Annotated in this window: 12 protein-coding genes and 1 pseudogene; 12 read left to right on the forward strand and 1 reads right to left on the reverse strand. The window is 46.3% G+C overall.

Annotation, left to right across the window (positions count from 1 at the left end; genetic code table 11):
- The 6 genes and pseudogenes from LI091_RS15235 to ybaK form a co-directional block, all read left to right on the forward strand.
- Window positions 1-428, forward strand: a pseudogene (locus LI091_RS15235) (IS110 family transposase); the annotation flags it as partial.
- A 193-nt stretch (window positions 429-621) separates the two neighbouring features.
- Window positions 622-1,218: a zinc dependent phospholipase C family protein gene (locus LI091_RS15240; protein ID WP_022426477.1), complete on the forward strand. Its 597-nt coding sequence runs from the start codon at window positions 622-624 to the stop codon at window positions 1,216-1,218.
- A gap of 263 nt (window positions 1,219-1,481) precedes the next feature.
- Entirely contained in the window at window positions 1,482-3,476 is a 1,995-nt protein-coding gene (locus tag LI091_RS15245) for an NlpC/P60 family protein (protein ID WP_265191321.1), read from the forward strand.
- Between the two features lie 85 nt (window positions 3,477-3,561).
- The gene (locus tag LI091_RS15250) at window positions 3,562-4,770 is read left to right on the forward strand and encodes a transglutaminase domain-containing protein (RefSeq protein ID WP_265191322.1); all 1,209 of its coding nucleotides are present in this window, start codon (window positions 3,562-3,564) and stop codon (window positions 4,768-4,770) included.
- A 49-nt stretch (window positions 4,771-4,819) separates the two neighbouring features.
- The gene (locus LI091_RS15255) at window positions 4,820-6,079 is read left to right on the forward strand and encodes a TMEM198/TM7SF3 family protein (protein WP_265191323.1); all 1,260 of its coding nucleotides are present in this window, start codon (window positions 4,820-4,822) and stop codon (window positions 6,077-6,079) included.
- A 23-nt stretch (window positions 6,080-6,102) separates the two neighbouring features.
- Window positions 6,103-6,582: a Cys-tRNA(Pro) deacylase gene (gene ybaK, locus LI091_RS15260; protein ID WP_022426473.1), complete on the forward strand. Its 480-nt coding sequence runs from the start codon at window positions 6,103-6,105 to the stop codon at window positions 6,580-6,582.
- Window positions 6,583-6,667: 85 nt separating this feature from the next.
- On the opposite strand, the gene LI091_RS15265 is transcribed toward ybaK, so the two are convergent.
- Complete coding sequence (locus LI091_RS15265; RefSeq protein WP_021650411.1) at window positions 6,668-8,308, reverse strand: ABC-F family ATP-binding cassette domain-containing protein; 1,641 nt, start codon at window positions 8,306-8,308, stop codon at window positions 6,668-6,670.
- A gap of 341 nt (window positions 8,309-8,649) precedes the next feature.
- Between LI091_RS15265 and LI091_RS15270 the strand changes: the two genes are divergently transcribed.
- The 6 genes from LI091_RS15270 (at window position 8,650) to cobT (ending at window position 18,146) form a co-directional block, all read left to right on the forward strand.
- Window positions 8,650-9,063, forward strand: coding sequence for an RrF2 family transcriptional regulator (locus LI091_RS15270; protein WP_015524747.1), 414 nt, complete (start codon window positions 8,650-8,652; stop codon window positions 9,061-9,063).
- A 244-nt stretch (window positions 9,064-9,307) separates the two neighbouring features.
- Window positions 9,308-12,853 carry a pyruvate:ferredoxin (flavodoxin) oxidoreductase gene (gene nifJ / locus LI091_RS15275; protein ID WP_015524748.1) on the forward strand — a complete coding sequence of 1,182 codons (3,546 nt, stop codon included), beginning with the start codon at window positions 9,308-9,310 and terminating at the stop codon, window positions 12,851-12,853.
- Between the two features lie 113 nt (window positions 12,854-12,966).
- Window positions 12,967-15,741 (forward strand): YfhO family protein, encoded by a 2,775-nt coding sequence (locus tag LI091_RS15280; protein WP_265191324.1) that lies wholly within the window; start codon window positions 12,967-12,969, stop codon window positions 15,739-15,741.
- Complete coding sequence (locus LI091_RS15285; RefSeq protein ID WP_015524751.1) at window positions 15,738-16,685, forward strand: glycosyltransferase family 2 protein; 948 nt, start codon at window positions 15,738-15,740, stop codon at window positions 16,683-16,685. Before LI091_RS15280 ends, LI091_RS15285 begins: the two co-directional genes overlap by 4 nt.
- On the forward strand, window positions 16,666-17,094 hold the full coding sequence (locus tag LI091_RS15290) for a GtrA family protein (protein WP_015524752.1): 429 nt from the start codon (window positions 16,666-16,668) through the stop codon (window positions 17,092-17,094). Before LI091_RS15285 ends, LI091_RS15290 begins: the two co-directional genes overlap by 20 nt.
- On the forward strand, window positions 17,094-18,146 hold the full coding sequence (cobT, locus tag LI091_RS15295; protein WP_144096132.1) for a nicotinate-nucleotide--dimethylbenzimidazole phosphoribosyltransferase: 1,053 nt from the start codon (window positions 17,094-17,096) through the stop codon (window positions 18,144-18,146). Before LI091_RS15290 ends, cobT begins: the two co-directional genes overlap by 1 nt.
- The last annotated feature ends 1 nt before the right edge of the window (window position 18,147 follow it).

The following is an 18,147-nucleotide window of genomic DNA, read 5'->3' on the forward strand; positions in this document are numbered from 1 at the left end:
CATACATGCCAGAAGGCATTTATGCCGAAATAAGAGACCTGGTATACAGCCGTGACAGAATCATGAAGCAGCACAACATATCTGCAAACAGGATCCAGAGATGGCTTGCAATACATTTCCCGGAATATCTGGGATTATACACACGATTTGATGCAATAAGCGGCCTGGCAGTGCTTGAAAAAGCACCATTGCCAAAAGATGTGATCGCGCTTGGAGTAAATAGGATCCGAAAGATCTGGCATGATAAAAAGATGCGAGGCAGAGGAGTTACTGAAGATAGGGCAAAGACCCTGGTTGAAGCTGCGCACAACAGTGTTGGACTTGACGGAGGGATTGGAACAAAAAGTGAATTATATATGCTGCTTGGTTTCCAGCACGGTTTATCTTTACGGAGAACCGAAGACAAGTACCGTCTGGGCATCTATTGATCTGAAGCAGCGGCAGCTTTTTGATCTGGATTAAATTTACATAATCTTTATTTGATTATTTGAAAAAACAGTGCTATAGTAAAGTTGGTTCCGGTAAACGGATAATTTATGGATCCCAGAAGAGGACCGGGCGGAACCAAATTACTGTTGACCGGTCAGGATCTGGATCAGGAAAGAAGGAAGAGGGAAAAAATTGCGTAAAAAATCACATATACTGTTAGGCAGATACCTGGCTGACCAGATGTCTGAGGTGTACAGTCTCCAGCAGCACAGAAAAGCGTTTTGCCTGGGCAATATCATGCCTGATCTGAAACCATCGTTTCTCACCACCAGACATGAGTTTTTCGGAACATTCGATCACCTCCAGAATAAGATGAGGGCGCTTGTCGAGAAGAACCCGGAGGAAGAGAATGCCAGAGTATACTGGAGAAGATTCGGTGAGGTCATGCATTATATGGCTGATTATTTTACTTTTCCTCATAACAAAACATACAAAGGAAATCTTGCAGCACATAATTCTTATGAAGCTGAGCTGAAAAACCGCCTGAGAGAATGCATCCTCAGCGGCGCAGCAGACAGCCAGCTGGAAGAAGCGAAGCAGTTTGAAAGCTTTGAGGAACTTGTGGAATATATCCGTGAGCGTCATGCATATTATCTGGAAAGCCCGCGGTGCATTGCCGATGACATCCGTTTTATCCTTCGGGTGTGCTATCAGGTTGTACAGGGAATTTTTCAGCTCTGTGTCAGAAAACAGTTTCATATGGGCGGACAGCCGGCAGTGACTGTCTGACAGTATATAAAAAGCCGCAGTGTGTGAGAGCACTGTGGCTTTTTTACGTTATGGTAAACTCTAAAAAATCTTACAAAAATGTGAATAAAAAGTGAAAAATAGATGAATTGAAGGAGATATCCTACCAGAACAGTTGATTTCACGATTTTCGTATGCTAAAATAAATTGAATTAAACTTTAAGTTATCAAACGGTTTAAGGCAGACCTTTATTATAGGGGAAGTAAAGGGATGTTCAAGGAAAGAAGGGAGCATCTTAATAAATATGAAGAACAAGTACCTGAATAAGTTTTTTTGCATCACGATGTTATCAGCTATGGTACTGGCAGTTCCAACCGGAGTAAAAGCCGCCGAGGAAGCAGATAATGTTGTTGCTGAGGAAGGTGTTTCAGGAGACGGGAGCGAGGTAAGTGAACCGGAACCAGAAGTTCCGGCAGAACCGGAGCCGACAGCTGCACCGGAACCGGAAATAACTGCTGCACCTGACCCGGAACCAACTACAGCGCCGGAGCCAACAGATACACCGGCACCTGCGCCGACGGAAACACCGGAGCCAACTGCAACACCTGCGCCGACGGGAACACCGGAGCCGACAGCGACACCTGCACCAACGGCAACACCGGAACCGACAGCGACACCTGCACCAACGGCAACACCTGCACCGACGGCAACACCGGCCAGGGATGACTCTGCAAAGGTACAGGCGGTGATCCGGAAGATCAAAGCACTGGCAGGCAGAACGATCACAGCAGCAGATAAAGCGGAGATAGATAGCGTACGTGCAGCTTATGAGGCACTGTCTAATACAGAAAAGGCCAAGGTTACGAATTATAAGATCCTGACTGAGGCAGAAGCCAAGCTTGCAGCTGTCGACAAGAACGACAGTGATAACAAAAAAGATAACAAAAAAGATGATAGCAGCACGGAAGATAACAAGAATACAGAGATCACAGATGGAAATAACGCCACAGCAACACAGATCGGAGATCCTGTTTATGTGACAAATATGGTATCCAATCTCCATGCGGGCAAGGATTTTTATCTGGATAGTCTTAAGAGCAATTATCATCTGTCCTTCTCTGATGATTTTGCTTCTGTAATGGAAGAGATCGAAAGAGAATATAAAGAGAAGAACAAGCTTACCGATACGGAAAATACACTTCTGGTAAGAAACTGGCAGGATATCCTTGCTGTTTATATTTACGAAAAGAGCAAAGCAGGAGCAACGTCATTTACATTGGATGCATCCTGCAAGGATGATCTGGCAAGGATTTTTGCGGAGATGAACCCCATCGTCAGGGACAAGCAGGATATTACCAAGATATCCTACGGAAATCGTAAGATCAACTACTACATCAAGAAGAACAATATTGCAAAGAAAGACAGAAGCGTCCTTAAGAAATATGTGGAAACAGACTGTAAGCTTCTCTGTGCGGTAGTTACCGCATCCAAAGGCTTTGTCCGTGAAAGCGTGGGAGACAATGTTTCTGAGGATCGTGTAGATGTTATCACCGCAGCGTATTCACTGGTTGGTAAGGTCGGATATTTCTGGGGCGGTAAATCTACGGTGATCGGAGAAGATCCAAGCTGGGGCTCCGTTGAGAAGGTATCTGCAGACGGCAGCAGAAGCTCCGGTACGCTCCGTGCATATGGTCTGGACTGCAGCGGCTTTGTTACCTGGGCAGTGATCAATGGATATAAGGATCAGGGAATGCAGGCAGCAGTTGGAGACGGAACCTCTGACCAGTGGGAGAAGGCCGGTGTTGTCAGCGAAGCAGATGCACAGCCAGGAGATCTGGTATTCCAGAGAGGACCGGAAGCAGGAAGCAACAACCACGTTGGTATCCTGTGCGGAAAGACGGATTCCGGCGACTGGATCGCAGTACATTGTTCCTCAAGCAAGAATGGTGTAACGGTTGGTGAGGCATACAGTGCAAGCTTCCGTTATATCAGAAAGCCATCCTTCTATCAGGATACAACAGCGGAGGAAAATAAGACCACAGCTACAGAGAATGATGTTCTGACAGAGGAGAGTGCAGAAAAGCTCCTCACGGATGTGGTTAGATCTGATGCACTGAAGGATGCACTGGCATCCGGTGATACTGTTTCCAGTGATCTTCTTGCAGATTTTAAGAATACGGCTTTGCAGGAGGATGAGGAAGAAGATGAAGTTGAGACGCTGACTCTGGATCAGGAGACCATGGATGATGCAGTGGATACATTTGATAATGATGTAGAAACACTGGAAATGGAAAACTAAGGGACAGCGATTGAAGATAAGGGCAGTCTCCCACGGGAGGCTGCCCTTTCTTACAATCGCTGCTTTAGACAGAGGACATGATATTATGAAAAAAAGAAATTTCTGCCCCATGGCAGCCGCAGTGCTTACAGCCGCAGTGATCCTTCAGCCCTTTAGCGCTTCGGCAGGGGCACTGGATCAGATCCAATCCATAGCAAAGAGCATTATTTCAGGGGAACCAAAGGAAGTAGAGGAACTGCGTCAGATGGAGGTTGCCCAGAGCGAAGAAGGGCATCAGGAATATTATTTCAAACAGCTTACGGAAGAAGAGCAGAGAGTATATCGGGAGCTGCTGAAAGGAATCCGTGCCCGGGAAAAGGAGTTTTATCTGACAATCTCCGATGATGACAGTATTGACAGAAGCTATCATGCAGTATTGAAAGACCACCCGGAGATATTCTGGGTCCACAATCATGAAAAAATCTACAAAACTACGTATTCAGACAGTGATTACTGCGTTTTTACTCCGGGCTATACTTATACAGACAGCGAGATCGATGAGATACAGACGGCCATGGAGCAGAGCTTTCAGGAGGTCAGAGCCCTGATCCCGGAGGATGCCGGTGATTACGAGAAGGTACGCATTGTTTATACGTATGTTATTGACCATACCCAGTATCAGACTGGGGAGGATGATCAGAGCATAGCAGGTGTTTTCTGGAAAAAATCCGCAGTCTGTGCCGGATATGCAGGAGCTGTCCAGTATCTTCTGGAAAGGCTGGATATTCCCTGTATTTATGTGGACGGAAGCACAAAAGGAAGTACAGAGGGTCATGCATGGGATATTGTAAAAATAGGCCAGGAGTATTATTATGTAGATGCTACCAATGGGGATCAGCCGGATTTTTTAAATGGAGATGCCGCACAGCTGGAAGAACATAAGACGATCATTTACGATTATCTCTGCCCTTTCCCGGAAGAATATGAAAAAACCTATACACCATCGGAAGAACTGACAGTTCCGGCATGTACTGCGAAGAATCTGGATTTTTATGTGCTGAACCAGGGGTACTTTGAAGATTACAGCTGGCAGGACATATATGATTATTGTAAGATGAGACTGGATAATGGTGCGGCTGTAGTTCGTTTCAAGTTTGGCAGTCAGGAAGCTTTTTCCGAAGCCTGTCAGGAACTGCTGGATGATGGCGTGGTACAGAATGTGGCACAGTATTATATGAAACTTCACGGACTTGGTCAGGTGGAGTATCATTATGGAGTGATGGATAATTTTTATACCATATATTTTATTTTCTGAAACATCTTCGGGAAGATTTCCGGAGGTTTTGGAAAGAGAGGAGTAAGTTATGAATATGGATATGTTGTCAAGAGGATTTGATATACTGCAGAGAGCAGGAGGTATGGAACAGATCAGCCAGCTGATGGTGATCGTATATGGAGTGCTCTGCGTTTTCGGGCTTTTGAACTGTATCCTGGGATATCGTATCCTCCGGTTCTGGATGATGATCTTTGGATTTATCATCGGAGCAGGCGCCGGCTTTGGTGTAACCTATATGTCCGGTGTTCAGGATAAAATGGTGATCGCAGGTGCCATGGCGGGACTGGGGATCGTACTGGCTGTTGTTTCGTTTCTGATCTACAGGGCAGGAATCTTTGTACTGGGATTTGGTATCGGAATAACATTGAGTATCTATCTGGTCCATCCGACCAGTTCTTTTTCTTTTTTCCTGTGCATCCTTATCGGCGTGGGACTGGGAGTACTTGCTATGCGTTATGCGAAAGGAGTGATCATTGTCGGAACCAGTATACTGGGTGGTGTTCTGGCAGGATTATCCATTGCAAAGATCGCAGGGCTGGCGCAGTTTCCATATGGCGTCGGTATGGCAGCGGGAATTGCGATCCTTGGTATGCTGATCCAGTTCGCCATCAACAAAGACCGATACGATGAGGAAGATGACGAAGAAGAGGATGACGACGATGGAACTCTGCCGGAGGAGACCAGGAAGCCGGCAGGAAGGGACCGTAGAGGAAACAGTCGTGAATACACCTCTGACCGTAACAGGGACGATCACAGATATACATACGAAAACCGGGCAAACGATGACCGGGAAAGCCGGGGTGAAAGACGTTCCCGCAGACCATCTGACAGAGAAGGACGCAACTCTGACAGACGAGAAAGAAATTATGCAGACAGCCGAAAAAGATCCGGAAGCGAAAGAAACAGCAAAGGCAGTTCCACTGAAAGAAGAAGCACTTCCGGAACATCCGGCAGAAACAGAACATCCGACAGAAATTATGCTTCGGATGACAGAAGAGGCCGCAGATACAGCCAGAGCAGCAGCACCAGGGAACGAAGGAATGCAGGAACGGGAAGCAGATCCCGCTATGCAGATCCGGAGGATCATGAAGACTATGATCGTTTTGATGAGTCGGAAAACAGGGACAGCTATGAAGATTTTGAAAAACTGCAGCAGAAAAGACGTCGGATGGATATTGAAAATATGGCGGATTTTGATGAGCAGGAAGAATATGGAAATTACAGGGATGATCCGGATCTGATGAATGATGAGGACCTGGATGAGCTTGATGAGTGGAAAGACAACTGAGAAAAATCCGAGGAGTGACAGAAATGGGAAAAGAAGCCAAAACAAACGCGATGAGAATGCTGGATCGAAAAAAAGTAAAATATGAAGCAATCGCATATGACTGTGGAGAGTTCATAGATGGGATCCACTGTGCAGACATCACAGGAGCCCCTCATGATCAGTCCTTTAAGACCCTGGTCATGGAAGGGAAAAGCGGCGGCTACTATGTGTTTGTAGTTCCGATCGAGAAAGAGGTGGACCGTAAGGCAGCCGCAAAGTCTGTAGGCGAAAAAACAGTAGATATGATCCATGTAAAGGATCTTACAAAGATCACGGGCTATATCCGCGGAGGCTGCAGCCCTCTTGGAATGAAAAAAAATTATCCGGTGGTGTTTGACCAGTCTGCCGAAAACTTTGATGAGATCTATGTAAGTGGTGGAAGAGTAGGCCTTACCCTGAAGGTACCGCTTAAAGATCTTCTGGATGTAACACAGGGCAAGCTTGCTCCGATCACCATGGAGTAAGCGCATATAAAACAGATAAAAAAACTCCCCTGACTGCCTGTAAAGGCGGAAGCAGGGGAGATTTTTTGTTACAGAAGCATGGGATTTAGTTATCCTGTGCGTCCTCTTCGTTAACCTGGAATACGTGACGCTTCTTGGCCATTTCGTCGCTGGCAAGATACTCGTCGTAAGTGGTGATCTTGTCTACCAGCTTGCCGTTAGGAAGGATCTCCATGATGCGGTTTGCAGTTGTCTGTACAAACTGGTGATCGTGTGAGGTGAAAAGGATCACTCCCGGGAATTTGATCAGTCCGTTGTTCAGTGCTGTGATAGACTCCATATCCAGATGGTTGGTTGGCTCATCCAGGATCAGGATATTGGCACCTGAGATCATCATCTTGGAAAGAAGACAGCGAACCTTTTCACCACCGGAAAGAACACGGACACGTTTTACACCATCCTCACCAGGGAAAAGCATACGGCCAAGGAATCCACGGACGTAGGTTGCGTCCTTGATCTCGGAGTACTGTGTCAGCCAGTCGGTGATAGTAAGGTCGTTATCGAATTCCTGTGTGTTATCCTTCGGGAAATATGCCTGGGAAGTGGTAACGCCCCATTTGTAATTTCCTTCATCCGGCTCCATTTCACCTGTAAGGATCTTGAAGAAGGTTGTGATGGCCTGCTCGTTGGCGCCCACAAAGGCAACCTTATCTTCACGACCAAGAGTGAAGGAAATGTTGTCCAGAACCTTTACTCCATCAATGGTCTTGGACAGATTTTCCACCATGAGGACCTCGTTTCCGATCTCACGGTTCGGGCGGAAGTCGATGTATGGATATTTACGGCTGGAAGGACGCATGTCATCCAGCTGGATCTTTTCCAGGGCACGTTTTCTGGAAGTCGCCTGCTTGGATTTGGAAGCATTGGCGCTGAAACGGGAGATGAACTCCTGGAGCTCTTTGATCTTCTCCTCTTTCTTTTTGTTGGCCTCTTTCATCTGCTTGATCAGAAGCTGGCTGGATTCAAACCAGAAGTCGTAGTTTCCGGCATAAAGCTGGATCTTGCCATAATCGATATCAGCAGTATGTGTGCAGACCTTGTTCAGGAAATAACGGTCATGGGATACTACGATAACTGTATTGTCAAAATTGATCAGGAACTCCTCCAGCCATTCGATAGCAGGAAGATCCAGGTGGTTGGTCGGCTCATCAAGAAGAAGGATATCAGGATTTCCGAAAAGAGCCTGTGCAAGAAGAACCTTGACCTTCATACTACCGGTAAGGTCTGCCATCTGTGTATAGTGGAACTCGGTGTCGACGCCGAGACCGTTGAGAAGAGTAGCAGCATCGGACTCTGCTTCCCATCCGTTCATTTCTGCAAACTCACCCTCAAGCTCACTGGCACGGATGCCATCTTCGTCTGTGAAATCTTCCTTTGCGTAAATGGCTTCTTTCTCTTTCATGATCTGATAGAGTCTTTCATTACCCATGATGACAGTATCCAGAACCGGATAAGCATCATATTTGAAGTGATCCTGCTGTAGGAAAGAAAGTCTCTGACCGGGGGTGATCACAATGTCGCCCTTGGTAGGCTCAAGCTGACCGGAAAGGATTTTGAGGAATGTAGATTTTCCTGCGCCGTTGGCGCCGATCAATCCATAACAGTTACCCTCTGTAAATTTGATGTTAACGTCTTCAAACAGCGCTTTTTTTCCAACGCGCAGTGTGATGTTATTTGCTGAAATCATATCATACCTCTTTTTTCATTAAATAAATATCGTTTCAATTACATACGAAAGCATTACAATCGTTTCCTATTGTACCGTAAACTGAAAAATTTGCAAGCTGTATTTTCCTTTTTTCGGCTAAATAAAGGAAAAACAGGGGATTACTATGAATCACAGGAAAATAATAACCTTTTATTATATAAAAAAATGGGTTATACTGTCGTATGTGGTAATGAAGTATTCCGGGGATATGGATATCCGGCTCTCTGGCACATCAGAAACACCCAGGAACGTGGCAGATCGGATGGAATGCGGAAACTATCATAAATCAGCAGCTTAGTTGAACAGAAGAGAGGTTAAAAATGTTTATCACCAGAGAAAGCGATTATGCGATGCGGGTTATCCGCGCATTGATGTGGGAGCCGCGTTTGAGCGTCAGCGAGATCTGTGAGAGGGAATCGATCACAGCACCCTTTGCATACAAGATACTGAAGAAGCTTCAGAATGCAGGGCTCGTGGAAGGATACCGCGGAGTTCATGGCGGTTACGCGCTGAAGAGAGATCCGGAAGAACTGTCATTATATGAGATATACAGTGCGATCGATCCGGATATGTCCATCATTGAGTGCCTGAACGGCACATATCAGTGTCCAAGGAACGGACAGGACGGAGTTCCCTGCCATGCACATGATGAGCTTCAGGAGATCCAGGATCAGCTGTGGACAATGCTCCGTCGGAAATCCATGAAGGATCTTTTCGGAAAAGAGGAGAAGTGATTCCCGGATGTGAGTTGGGATAAGCGTATGAGATGATAAGGAGAGCAGTTTGGAGAGGGAAAATTCCGAACAGCTCTTTTTTATTTGTGAAAAAGATAACGGCGTTTGTACAGGATAATATACAAAAAACAATGAAAGAAAATGGACATAACTGGGAATCTATGATATAATAACCAATGGAATTTTAGGCCTTCATAAGCCTAAATAATATATTTTTTAACAAACCTTTAAGGAGGAAAAAACAATGGCAAGAAAGATGAAAACCATGGATGGTAACCATGCAGCCGCTCATGCATCATACGCTTTTTCTGATGTAGCTGCTATTTACCCGATTACCCCTTCATCTGTAATGGCTGAGGCTACAGACGAGTGGGCAACTCAGGGAAGAAAGAACATCTTTGGACAGGAAGTACAGGTTACAGAGATGCAGTCTGAGGCAGGTGCAGCAGGTGCCGTTCACGGTTCTCTGGCAGCAGGTGCCCTGACTACAACTTACACAGCTTCCCAGGGTCTTCTGCTTATGATCCCGAACCTTTACAAGATCGCTGGTGAGCAGCTTCCGGGAGTTATCAACGTATCTGCCCGTGCACTTGCTTCCCACGCACTTTGTATTTTCGGTGACCATTCCGACGTTATGGCCTGTCGTCAGACTGGATGTGCAATGCTTTGTGAGTCTTCTGTACAGGAGGTTATGGACCTTACACCGGTTGCTCATCTTGCAGCAATCAAAGGAAAAGTTCCATTCATCAACTTCTTCGACGGATTCCGTACATCTCATGAGATTCAGAAGATCGAGACATGGGACTATGAAGATCTGAAAGATATGGCAGATATGGACGCAATCGCAGAGTTCCGTAACCGTGCTCTGAACCCGAACCATCCATGTCAGAGAGGTTCCGCTCAGAACCCGGATATCTTCTTCCAGGCAAGAGAGGCATGTAATCCATATTATGACGCTCTTCCGGCAGTTGTTCAGGAGTACATGGACAAAGTTAACGAGAAGATCGGAACAGACTACAAACTGTTCAACTACTACGGAGCTGCTGACGCTGAGCACATCATCGTAGCTATGGGTTCCGTAAACGATACCATCGAGGAGACCATCGATTACCTTATGGCAGCTGGCAAGAAAGTCGGTGTTGTTAAAGTTCGTCTTTACAGACCATTCTGTGCACAGGCTCTTATCGATGCAATCCCGGATACAGTTAAGCAGATCTCTGTTCTTGACAGAACAAAAGAGCCAGGAGCTCTTGGCGAGCCTCTGTATCTTGATGTTGTTGCAGCTCTTCGCGACAGCAAGTTCAGCGATGTTAAGATCTTTACAGGACGTTACGGACTTGGTTCCAAAGATACAACACCTGCACAGATCGTAGCAGTATATGAGAACACTGAGAAAGAGAAATTCACAATCGGTATCGTTGATGATGTTACAAACCTTTCTCTTGAGACAGGCGCACCACTTGTTACAACACCAGAGGGAACAACAAACTGCAAGTTCTGGGGACTTGGAGCTGATGGTACTGTAGGTGCTAACAAGAACTCCATCAAGATCATCGGTGATAACACAGACATGTACGCGCAGGCTTACTTCGATTATGACTCCAAGAAGTCCGGCGGTGTTACAATGTCTCACCTTCGTTTCGGTAAGAAACCGATCAAATCCACATACCTGATCCACAAAGCAAACTTCGTTGCATGTCATAATCCGTCCTATGTTAACAAATATAACATGGTACAGGAGCTTGTTGACGGAGGTACATTCCTTCTGAACTGTGCTTGGGATATGGAAGGACTTGAGAAACATCTTCCAGGACAGGTTAAAGCTTTCATCGCTAACCACAATATCAAATTCTACACCATCGATGGTGTTAAGATCGGTATTGAGACCGGCATGGGACCAACACGTATCAACACAATCCTTCAGTCCGCATTCTTCAAGCTTACAGGAATCATTCCTGAGGAGCAGGCTATCGAGCTTATGAAGGCTGCTGCTAAAGCTACTTACGGACGTAAGGGTGATGACGTTGTTAAGAAGAACTGGGCAGCTATCGATGCTGGTGCTAAACAGATCGTAGAGGTTCAGGTTCCGGAGAGCTGGAAGAACGCTGAGGACGAGGGACTCTTCATGTCTCACGCATCCCACGGTGCTCAGGAAGCTCAGGACTTCGTAAACAACATCCAGTGCAAGATCAACGCTCAGGAAGGTAACAGCCTCCCGGTATCTGCATTCAAGGATTATGTAGATGGTACAACACCATCCGGAACAGCTGCATATGAGAAACGTGGTATCGCAGTTAACGTTCCTGTATGGGTTCCGGACAACTGTATCCAGTGTAACCGCTGTGCATACGTCTGCCCGCATGCTGCAATCCGTCCGGTTGCTATGACAGCAGATGAGACAGCTAACGCTCCAGAGGGAATCAAGACACTTCCTCTTACAGGAATGAAAGACTATACATTCACAATGACTGTATCCGCTCTTGACTGTACAGGATGTGGTTCCTGCGCAAATGTCTGCCCAGGAAAGAAAGGCAACAAAGCTCTTGAGATGGCTCCGCTTGAAGCTAACACAGAAGAGCAGAAATTCTTCGATTACGGTGTAACACTTCCTCAGAAGGAAGACGTTATCGCTAAATATAAAGAGACAACTGTAAAAGGCAGCCAGTTCAAACAGCCGCTCCTTGAGTTCTCCGGCGCTTGTGCAGGTTGTGGTGAGACACCATACGCTAAGCTGATCACACAGCTCTTTGGTGACAGAATGTACATTGCAAATGCTACAGGATGTTCCTCTATCTGGGGTAACTCTTCACCATCTACACCATACACAACAAACGCTAAGGGACAGGGACCTGCATGGTCAAACTCTCTGTTCGAGGATAACGCAGAGTTCGGTTATGGTATGCTTCTTGCACAGCGTGCGATCCGTGGCGGTCTGAAAGAGAAGATCGAAGACCTTGTAGCTAACGGAACAAACGAGGATGTTAAGGCAGCTGGTCAGGAATGGCTGGATACTTATGCTGTAGGCGCAACAAATGGTGCAGCTACAGAGAAACTCGTTGCAGCTCTTGAGGCTTGCGGATGTGACAAGGCTAACGAGATCCTTGCACAGAAAGACTTCCTCTCCAAGAAATCCCAGTGGATCTTCGGTGGTGACGGATGGGCTTACGATATCGGATTCGGTGGTGTTGACCACGTTCTTGCAAGCGGACGTGACATCAACGTTATGGTATTCGATACAGAGGTTTACTCCAACACAGGCGGACAGTCTTCCAAATCTACACCGACAGGTGCGATCGCTCAGTTCGCAGCAGGCGGAAAAGAGACTAAGAAGAAAGATATGGCATCTATCGCAATGAGCTATGGCTATGTATATGTAGCACAGATTTCCATGGGCGCTGACTTCAACCAGACTGTAAAAGCAATCGCAGAGGCAGAGGCATATCCGGGACCATCCCTGATCATCGCTTACGCTCCATGTATCAACCATGGTATCAAGAAAGGTATGAGCAAAGCTCAGACAGAGGAAGAGCTGGCAGTTAAGTGCGGATACTGGCACAACTTCAGATTCAACCCGGCTGCTGAGAACAAGTTCAGCCTTGATTCCAAGACACCGGATATGGAGAACTATATGGACTTCCTGAACGGTGAGGTTCGTTACAATTCTCTGCAGCGTCAGAATCCTGAGAAAGCTGCAAGACTGTTTGCTAAGAACGAGTCTGAGGCTCAGGCTAGATATGAGTATCTGCAGAAACTTATCACTCTTTACGGAGCAGATAAGAAAGAAGACTAATTATTGATCAATAGTTACTGTTTATACAGTGTGCTTGCTGATTAAGCATTAGGTGACAGGCCTGCGGTGTTTAGCGCACCGCAGGCCTTTTTTCATATACAGGAGAGATATACATGAAGAGAATTTTTTCGAAGGAGAAATCCCGGAAAGAGAAAAAAGCAGATTTTTATATTCTGTATACGATTGTTTTTGCGGCGATCTCGCTGTTTATTTACAGTTGTTTTTATTTTAATGGAAAATCCCTGATCTGGAGTCATGACGGTGTTCCGCAGCACATCAATGCATTGGCCTATTATGGAAAATATCTGCGGAATATTCTGCAGACGCTGGTGACGGAGCATAAGCTTTCCCTTCCTATGTGGGATATGCATATCGGATACGGTTCCGATATCCTTACAACACTTCATTATTATGTGATCGGTGATCCGCTGACCTTACTGTCCGTTTTTGTACCGGAAAAAGACACAGAGATCTTATATGAGCTTCTGATCTTTCTCCGCATTTATCTGGCGGGTATTACATTCAGCATTTACTGCTTTTACCGCAAGAATCCCAAACAGGCTACATTTCTTGGAAGCCTTGTTTATATTTTTGCAGGATGGACCATTTATGCGTCCATGAAGCATCCATATTTTTCCAATCCCATGATCTATCTGCCGCTGGTCCTTATGGGAATTGAAAAGATTTACAAAAAAGAAAAGCCATACCTTTTTATCTGTGCGACGGCTGTAGCGGCAATGTCTAATTTTTATTTCTTTTATATGATCAGTATCTTTATGGTACTGTATGCAGCTTTCCGGTATTTTGGAATATTCCGCAAGCGTTCAGTAAAAGATGTATTTCAGTGGTTCCTAAAATTTGCTGGCTTTTATCTGGTCGCACTTATGATCGCTGCACTGATCTTTTTACCTGTGGTCATGACTCTGTTTGGAACAGAGCGCTTTCAGGCGCAGAATTATGTGCCGCTGTTATATGACCGCATTTACTACGAAAAATATCTCGGCTGCCTGATCGGCGAAAATATGATCCAGTGGGGAGTTGCTGGATATTCCGCAGTCGCAATGGCAGGCGTGTTTGTGATCTTTTCCAAAAAGAAAAAATATACGGGACTGAAGCTGGGCTTTGTGCTTCTGAACTTGTTTTTGCTGATCCCCTTTGCAGGTCATGTACTGAATGGATTTTCATACGTGTCCAATCGATGGATCTGGGCGTATGGAATGCTGATCGCATATATCCTGGTACAGGCATATCCGGAACTGTTTACGCTGGGCATCAGGGAAAAACGACGGATATTTGTGATGCTGCTGATATATGGCGTGCTGGCACTGTTTTCAGAATCCGCCCGCACGGAACGCAATATCATGGCACTGATGATGCTGGTCCTGGCTGTGTTTACAGTGGTTTCCTACGGAAACGTATTTACACAGGGAAAATATCTCTGTGGAATGATCGTGGCCGTGCTTGTGACAAGCATCCTTCTGAATGTTTCATACCAGTATTCTTACGAAAAAGATTATCTGTCAGAATTTGAGGAAAAGGATCAGGCGCTGGAGAAGCTTCAGTCCGGACCGGACAAAGCGATCCGGTCAATGGACGATTCAGCGGTTACCAGATATGACCAGTACAAAACGGGCTCTTATGTAAACACTGCCATGTATATGGGAACCAACAGTACTTCCTATTATTTCAGTGTGGCCAATGGAAATATCAGCCGTTTCTTTGATGAGATGTATCTGAATACCCCCTGGGATTATCATTACAGCAGCCTGGACGGACGGAGTATCCTGGATCGTCTTGCCTCGGTGAAATATTTTGCCATCAAAAAAAGCGGATATGGGTATCTGCCATACGGCTATGACAGTGAAGCAGAAGTCACAAAAAAATACAGGATCTACGAAGACGAGGATTCCCTTCCTCTTGGTTATACCTATGATTCCTGGATCCCCAGAGAAAACTATGAAAAGCTTTCCGTGACCGAAAAGCAGCAGGCGCTCCTGCAGGGGGCAGTTCTGGAGGACAGCAGTCTTCCTGAGACAGACCTCACCTTTGACGATAAGAAAGCAGATTTTACACTGGAAGCAGGAAAAGGCTGTAAGATAAAAGACGGAAAGATCATTGTGGCCAAAGAAGGAGCAACCGTACAGATCGGATATCAGGGAGAGCCGGAGGCTGAGGTTTATCTTGTGGCAAAAAATCTGGATTTTAATGCCTATTCTCCACGTGCAGTGGTCAGTGATAAAAAATGGGATTCCATGACAGAGTATGAGAAGAATACCGTGCGTTATGAAGACAATAACTGGCGCTACTGGAAAGAAAGCAAGGAATCAGCAGTGGATGTTTCGCTGGGCTCCGTGGACAAGACTATCCGGATCTTTACAGATAAATACAACGGCTACAGCGGAAGACATAATTTTCTTCTGAATATGGGATATAAAAACTATTCTGCAGGAACTATGACACTGACATTCTCCATGCCGGGAGAATATACCTTTGATGATCTGTATGTGGCATGTCAGCCCATGGCTTCTGTTGAAGAACAGACAGAGGAGCTTGGAAAAGAAAGTCTTCAGAATATCAAAACGGAGACAAATTGCATTCGTGGAGATATCACAACCACTTCCGATAAGATCCTGGTATTTTCCATTCCATACAGCGCAGGCTTTACCGCCTATGTAGATGGAGAAAAAACAGAACTTGTGCAGGCAAACAGTATGTATATGGGACTGGAATTAAAAAAAGGCAGGCATACGATCGCACTCAGATATTGTACACCGTATATTGTGCCCGGAATGATACTGACGGTGCTTGGCCTGATCCTGTTTGCCGGGATCGTAATATCTTACCGGCGCCAGGGAAAACAAAAAGAAAGGGGAAAACAGGAGAAATGAGCCGATTATCGGTAGTTTTGCCTGCCTGTAACGAGGAACCGATGGTGGAGAAAACCTGCCGGACTCTCAGAGAGCTCCTGGGGCAGGCCGGGATCCGTTATGAACTGGTCCTGGTAGATGACGGTTCCTCTGACGGGACCTGGGCAGCCATAGAAAAAGTATCCAGGGAAGATAAAAATGTGACAGGTGTGCATTTTTCCAGAAATTTCGGAAAAGAAGCAGCAATCGTGGCCGGCCTTGCACAGGCATGCGGAGATGCGGTGGCAGTGATGGACTGTGACCTGCAGCATCCGCCGGAAATCCTCTTGGAAATGTACCGGCTCTGGAAGCAGGGCTACGAGGTTGTGGAGGGCATCAAGAAAAACCGGGGAAAAGAAACTCTTTTTCACAGAAAAAGTGCCGGATTTTTCTATCGGATCATGTCCCGTGCCACCGGCTTTGATATGGAAAACGCTTCCGACTTCAAGCTGCTGGACAGGAAAGCGGTGGAGAGTGTTCTCGCCATGCCTGAGCGCAGCATGTTTTTCCGGGCGGCATCATCCTGGATAGGCTTCAAAAGCATCTCCGTACCTTTTGAGGTGCAGGAGCGTGAGGCCGGAGAATCCAAATGGTCTGCAGGAACGCTGATCAGCTATGCGTTTCGGAATATCGTGGCATTTACAACACTTCCGCTGCAGTTTGTAACAGCCGGTGCTGTGGGTTGCTTTGGGTGCTCCCTGCTCCTTCTGGTCTATTCTCTGGTCCGGTATTTTTCCGGGCATGCGGTGGAAGGCTATACCACACTTCTGATCGTGATGCTCTTTATCGGAAGTGCTGTGATGATGAGCCTTGGGATCATCGGATATTATATCGCCAGGATCTATGAGGAAGTAAAACGTCGTCCAAGATATATCGTATCAAAGATCATACGAGGAGGAGATACCAATGAAAAAGTGGATCCTTAAATTCTATGAAAATGATGTGATCCGTTATATTTTCTGGGGTGGTTGTACGACTCTCGTAAATCTGTTAAGCTTTTATATCATGAGGGCAATGGGAATCCCGCTGATGAGTGCCAACATCATATCGATCATCCTGGCGATCCTGTTTGCCTATGTTGTGAATTCCAGATTTGTATTTCATGACCGCTGTGAAACATGGAGGGATCATATACGGCCCTTTCTGAAATTTATAAGTGCCCGTCTGGTGACCATGGTCATTGAGGTAGGTGGCGTATGGCTTCTGGCGGAGATCCTGGGATTCCGGGATATGTTTGCAAAATTCTGCACACAATTTATCGTGCTGGCGTTGAATTATATCTTTAGTAAATTTATTATTTTTACCACAGGTAAAAGGATTGGAGGTAGCAAATGATGACTTTGGATGAGGCAGTGAAGAAAGTCCGCCCTCTGGATGAAAAGGCTATGGAGGGGGCGAGAAAGAGATGGGACAGTATTGCAAAGCCCCTGCATTCTCTGGGAGAGCTGGAGAATATGCTGACACAGATCGCCGGTATCACAGGTACACCGGAGGTACGTGTGGAGAAAAAAGCAGTGGTTGCCATGTGCGCGGATAACGGAGTTGTAGAAGAGGGTGTGACCCAGACCGGACAGGAAGTGACGGCTGTTGTGGCTGAGAATTTTCTGGAAGGGACTACTACCTGCTGTGTGATGTGCCGTCAGTGTGGAGCAGAGCTTTTTCCTGTAGATGTGGGAATGGTCACAGATACAAAGGTCCGTACAGATCTTAAGGTTGCTTATGGGACCAGAAATATGACCAGAGAGCCGGCGATGACAAGAGATCAGGCGATCCGTGGCATCGAAGCCGGAATTGCCATGGCAGAGGAGCTGAAGGAAAAAGGCTATCAGGTTCTTGCAACCGGCGAGATGGGCATTGGAAATACCACCACCAGCAGTGCGGTAGCAGCTGTGCTTCTCGGAAAACCGGTGGAAGATATGACCGGACGTGGTGCCGGATTGACCAGTGAAGGGCTTGTACGGAAGATCAATGCGATCAAAAAGGCGATCGCCCTGAATAATCCGGATCGTTCAGATGCCATTGACGTCCTAGCAAAGGTAGGTGGACTGGATATTGCAGGAATGGCAGGAGTATTCATTGGAGGAGCAGCACTTGGAATGCCGGTTGTCATGGACGGATTTATTTCCTGCGTATCTGCACTGATCGCAGTAAAGATCTGCCCGCAGGTAAGTGATCATATCCTTGCGTCTCATGTATCCAAAGAGCCTGCAGCACAGCTGATCCTGAAGGAGCTTGGCAAGGAAGCGATCATCCACGCAGGCATGTGCCTGGGCGAGGGAACCGGAGCTGTGGCACTGTTTCCGATGATGGATCTGTCCTGTGCAGTATATAATTCCATGAGTACCTTTGGTGATATCAATGTAGAACAGTACGAGGAGCTGAAATAAT

It is taken from the genome of Blautia sp. MSK20_18 (assembly GCF_020553125.1).
Classification (GTDB): Bacteria; Bacillota; Clostridia; order Lachnospirales; family Lachnospiraceae; genus Blautia_A; species Blautia_A fusiformis.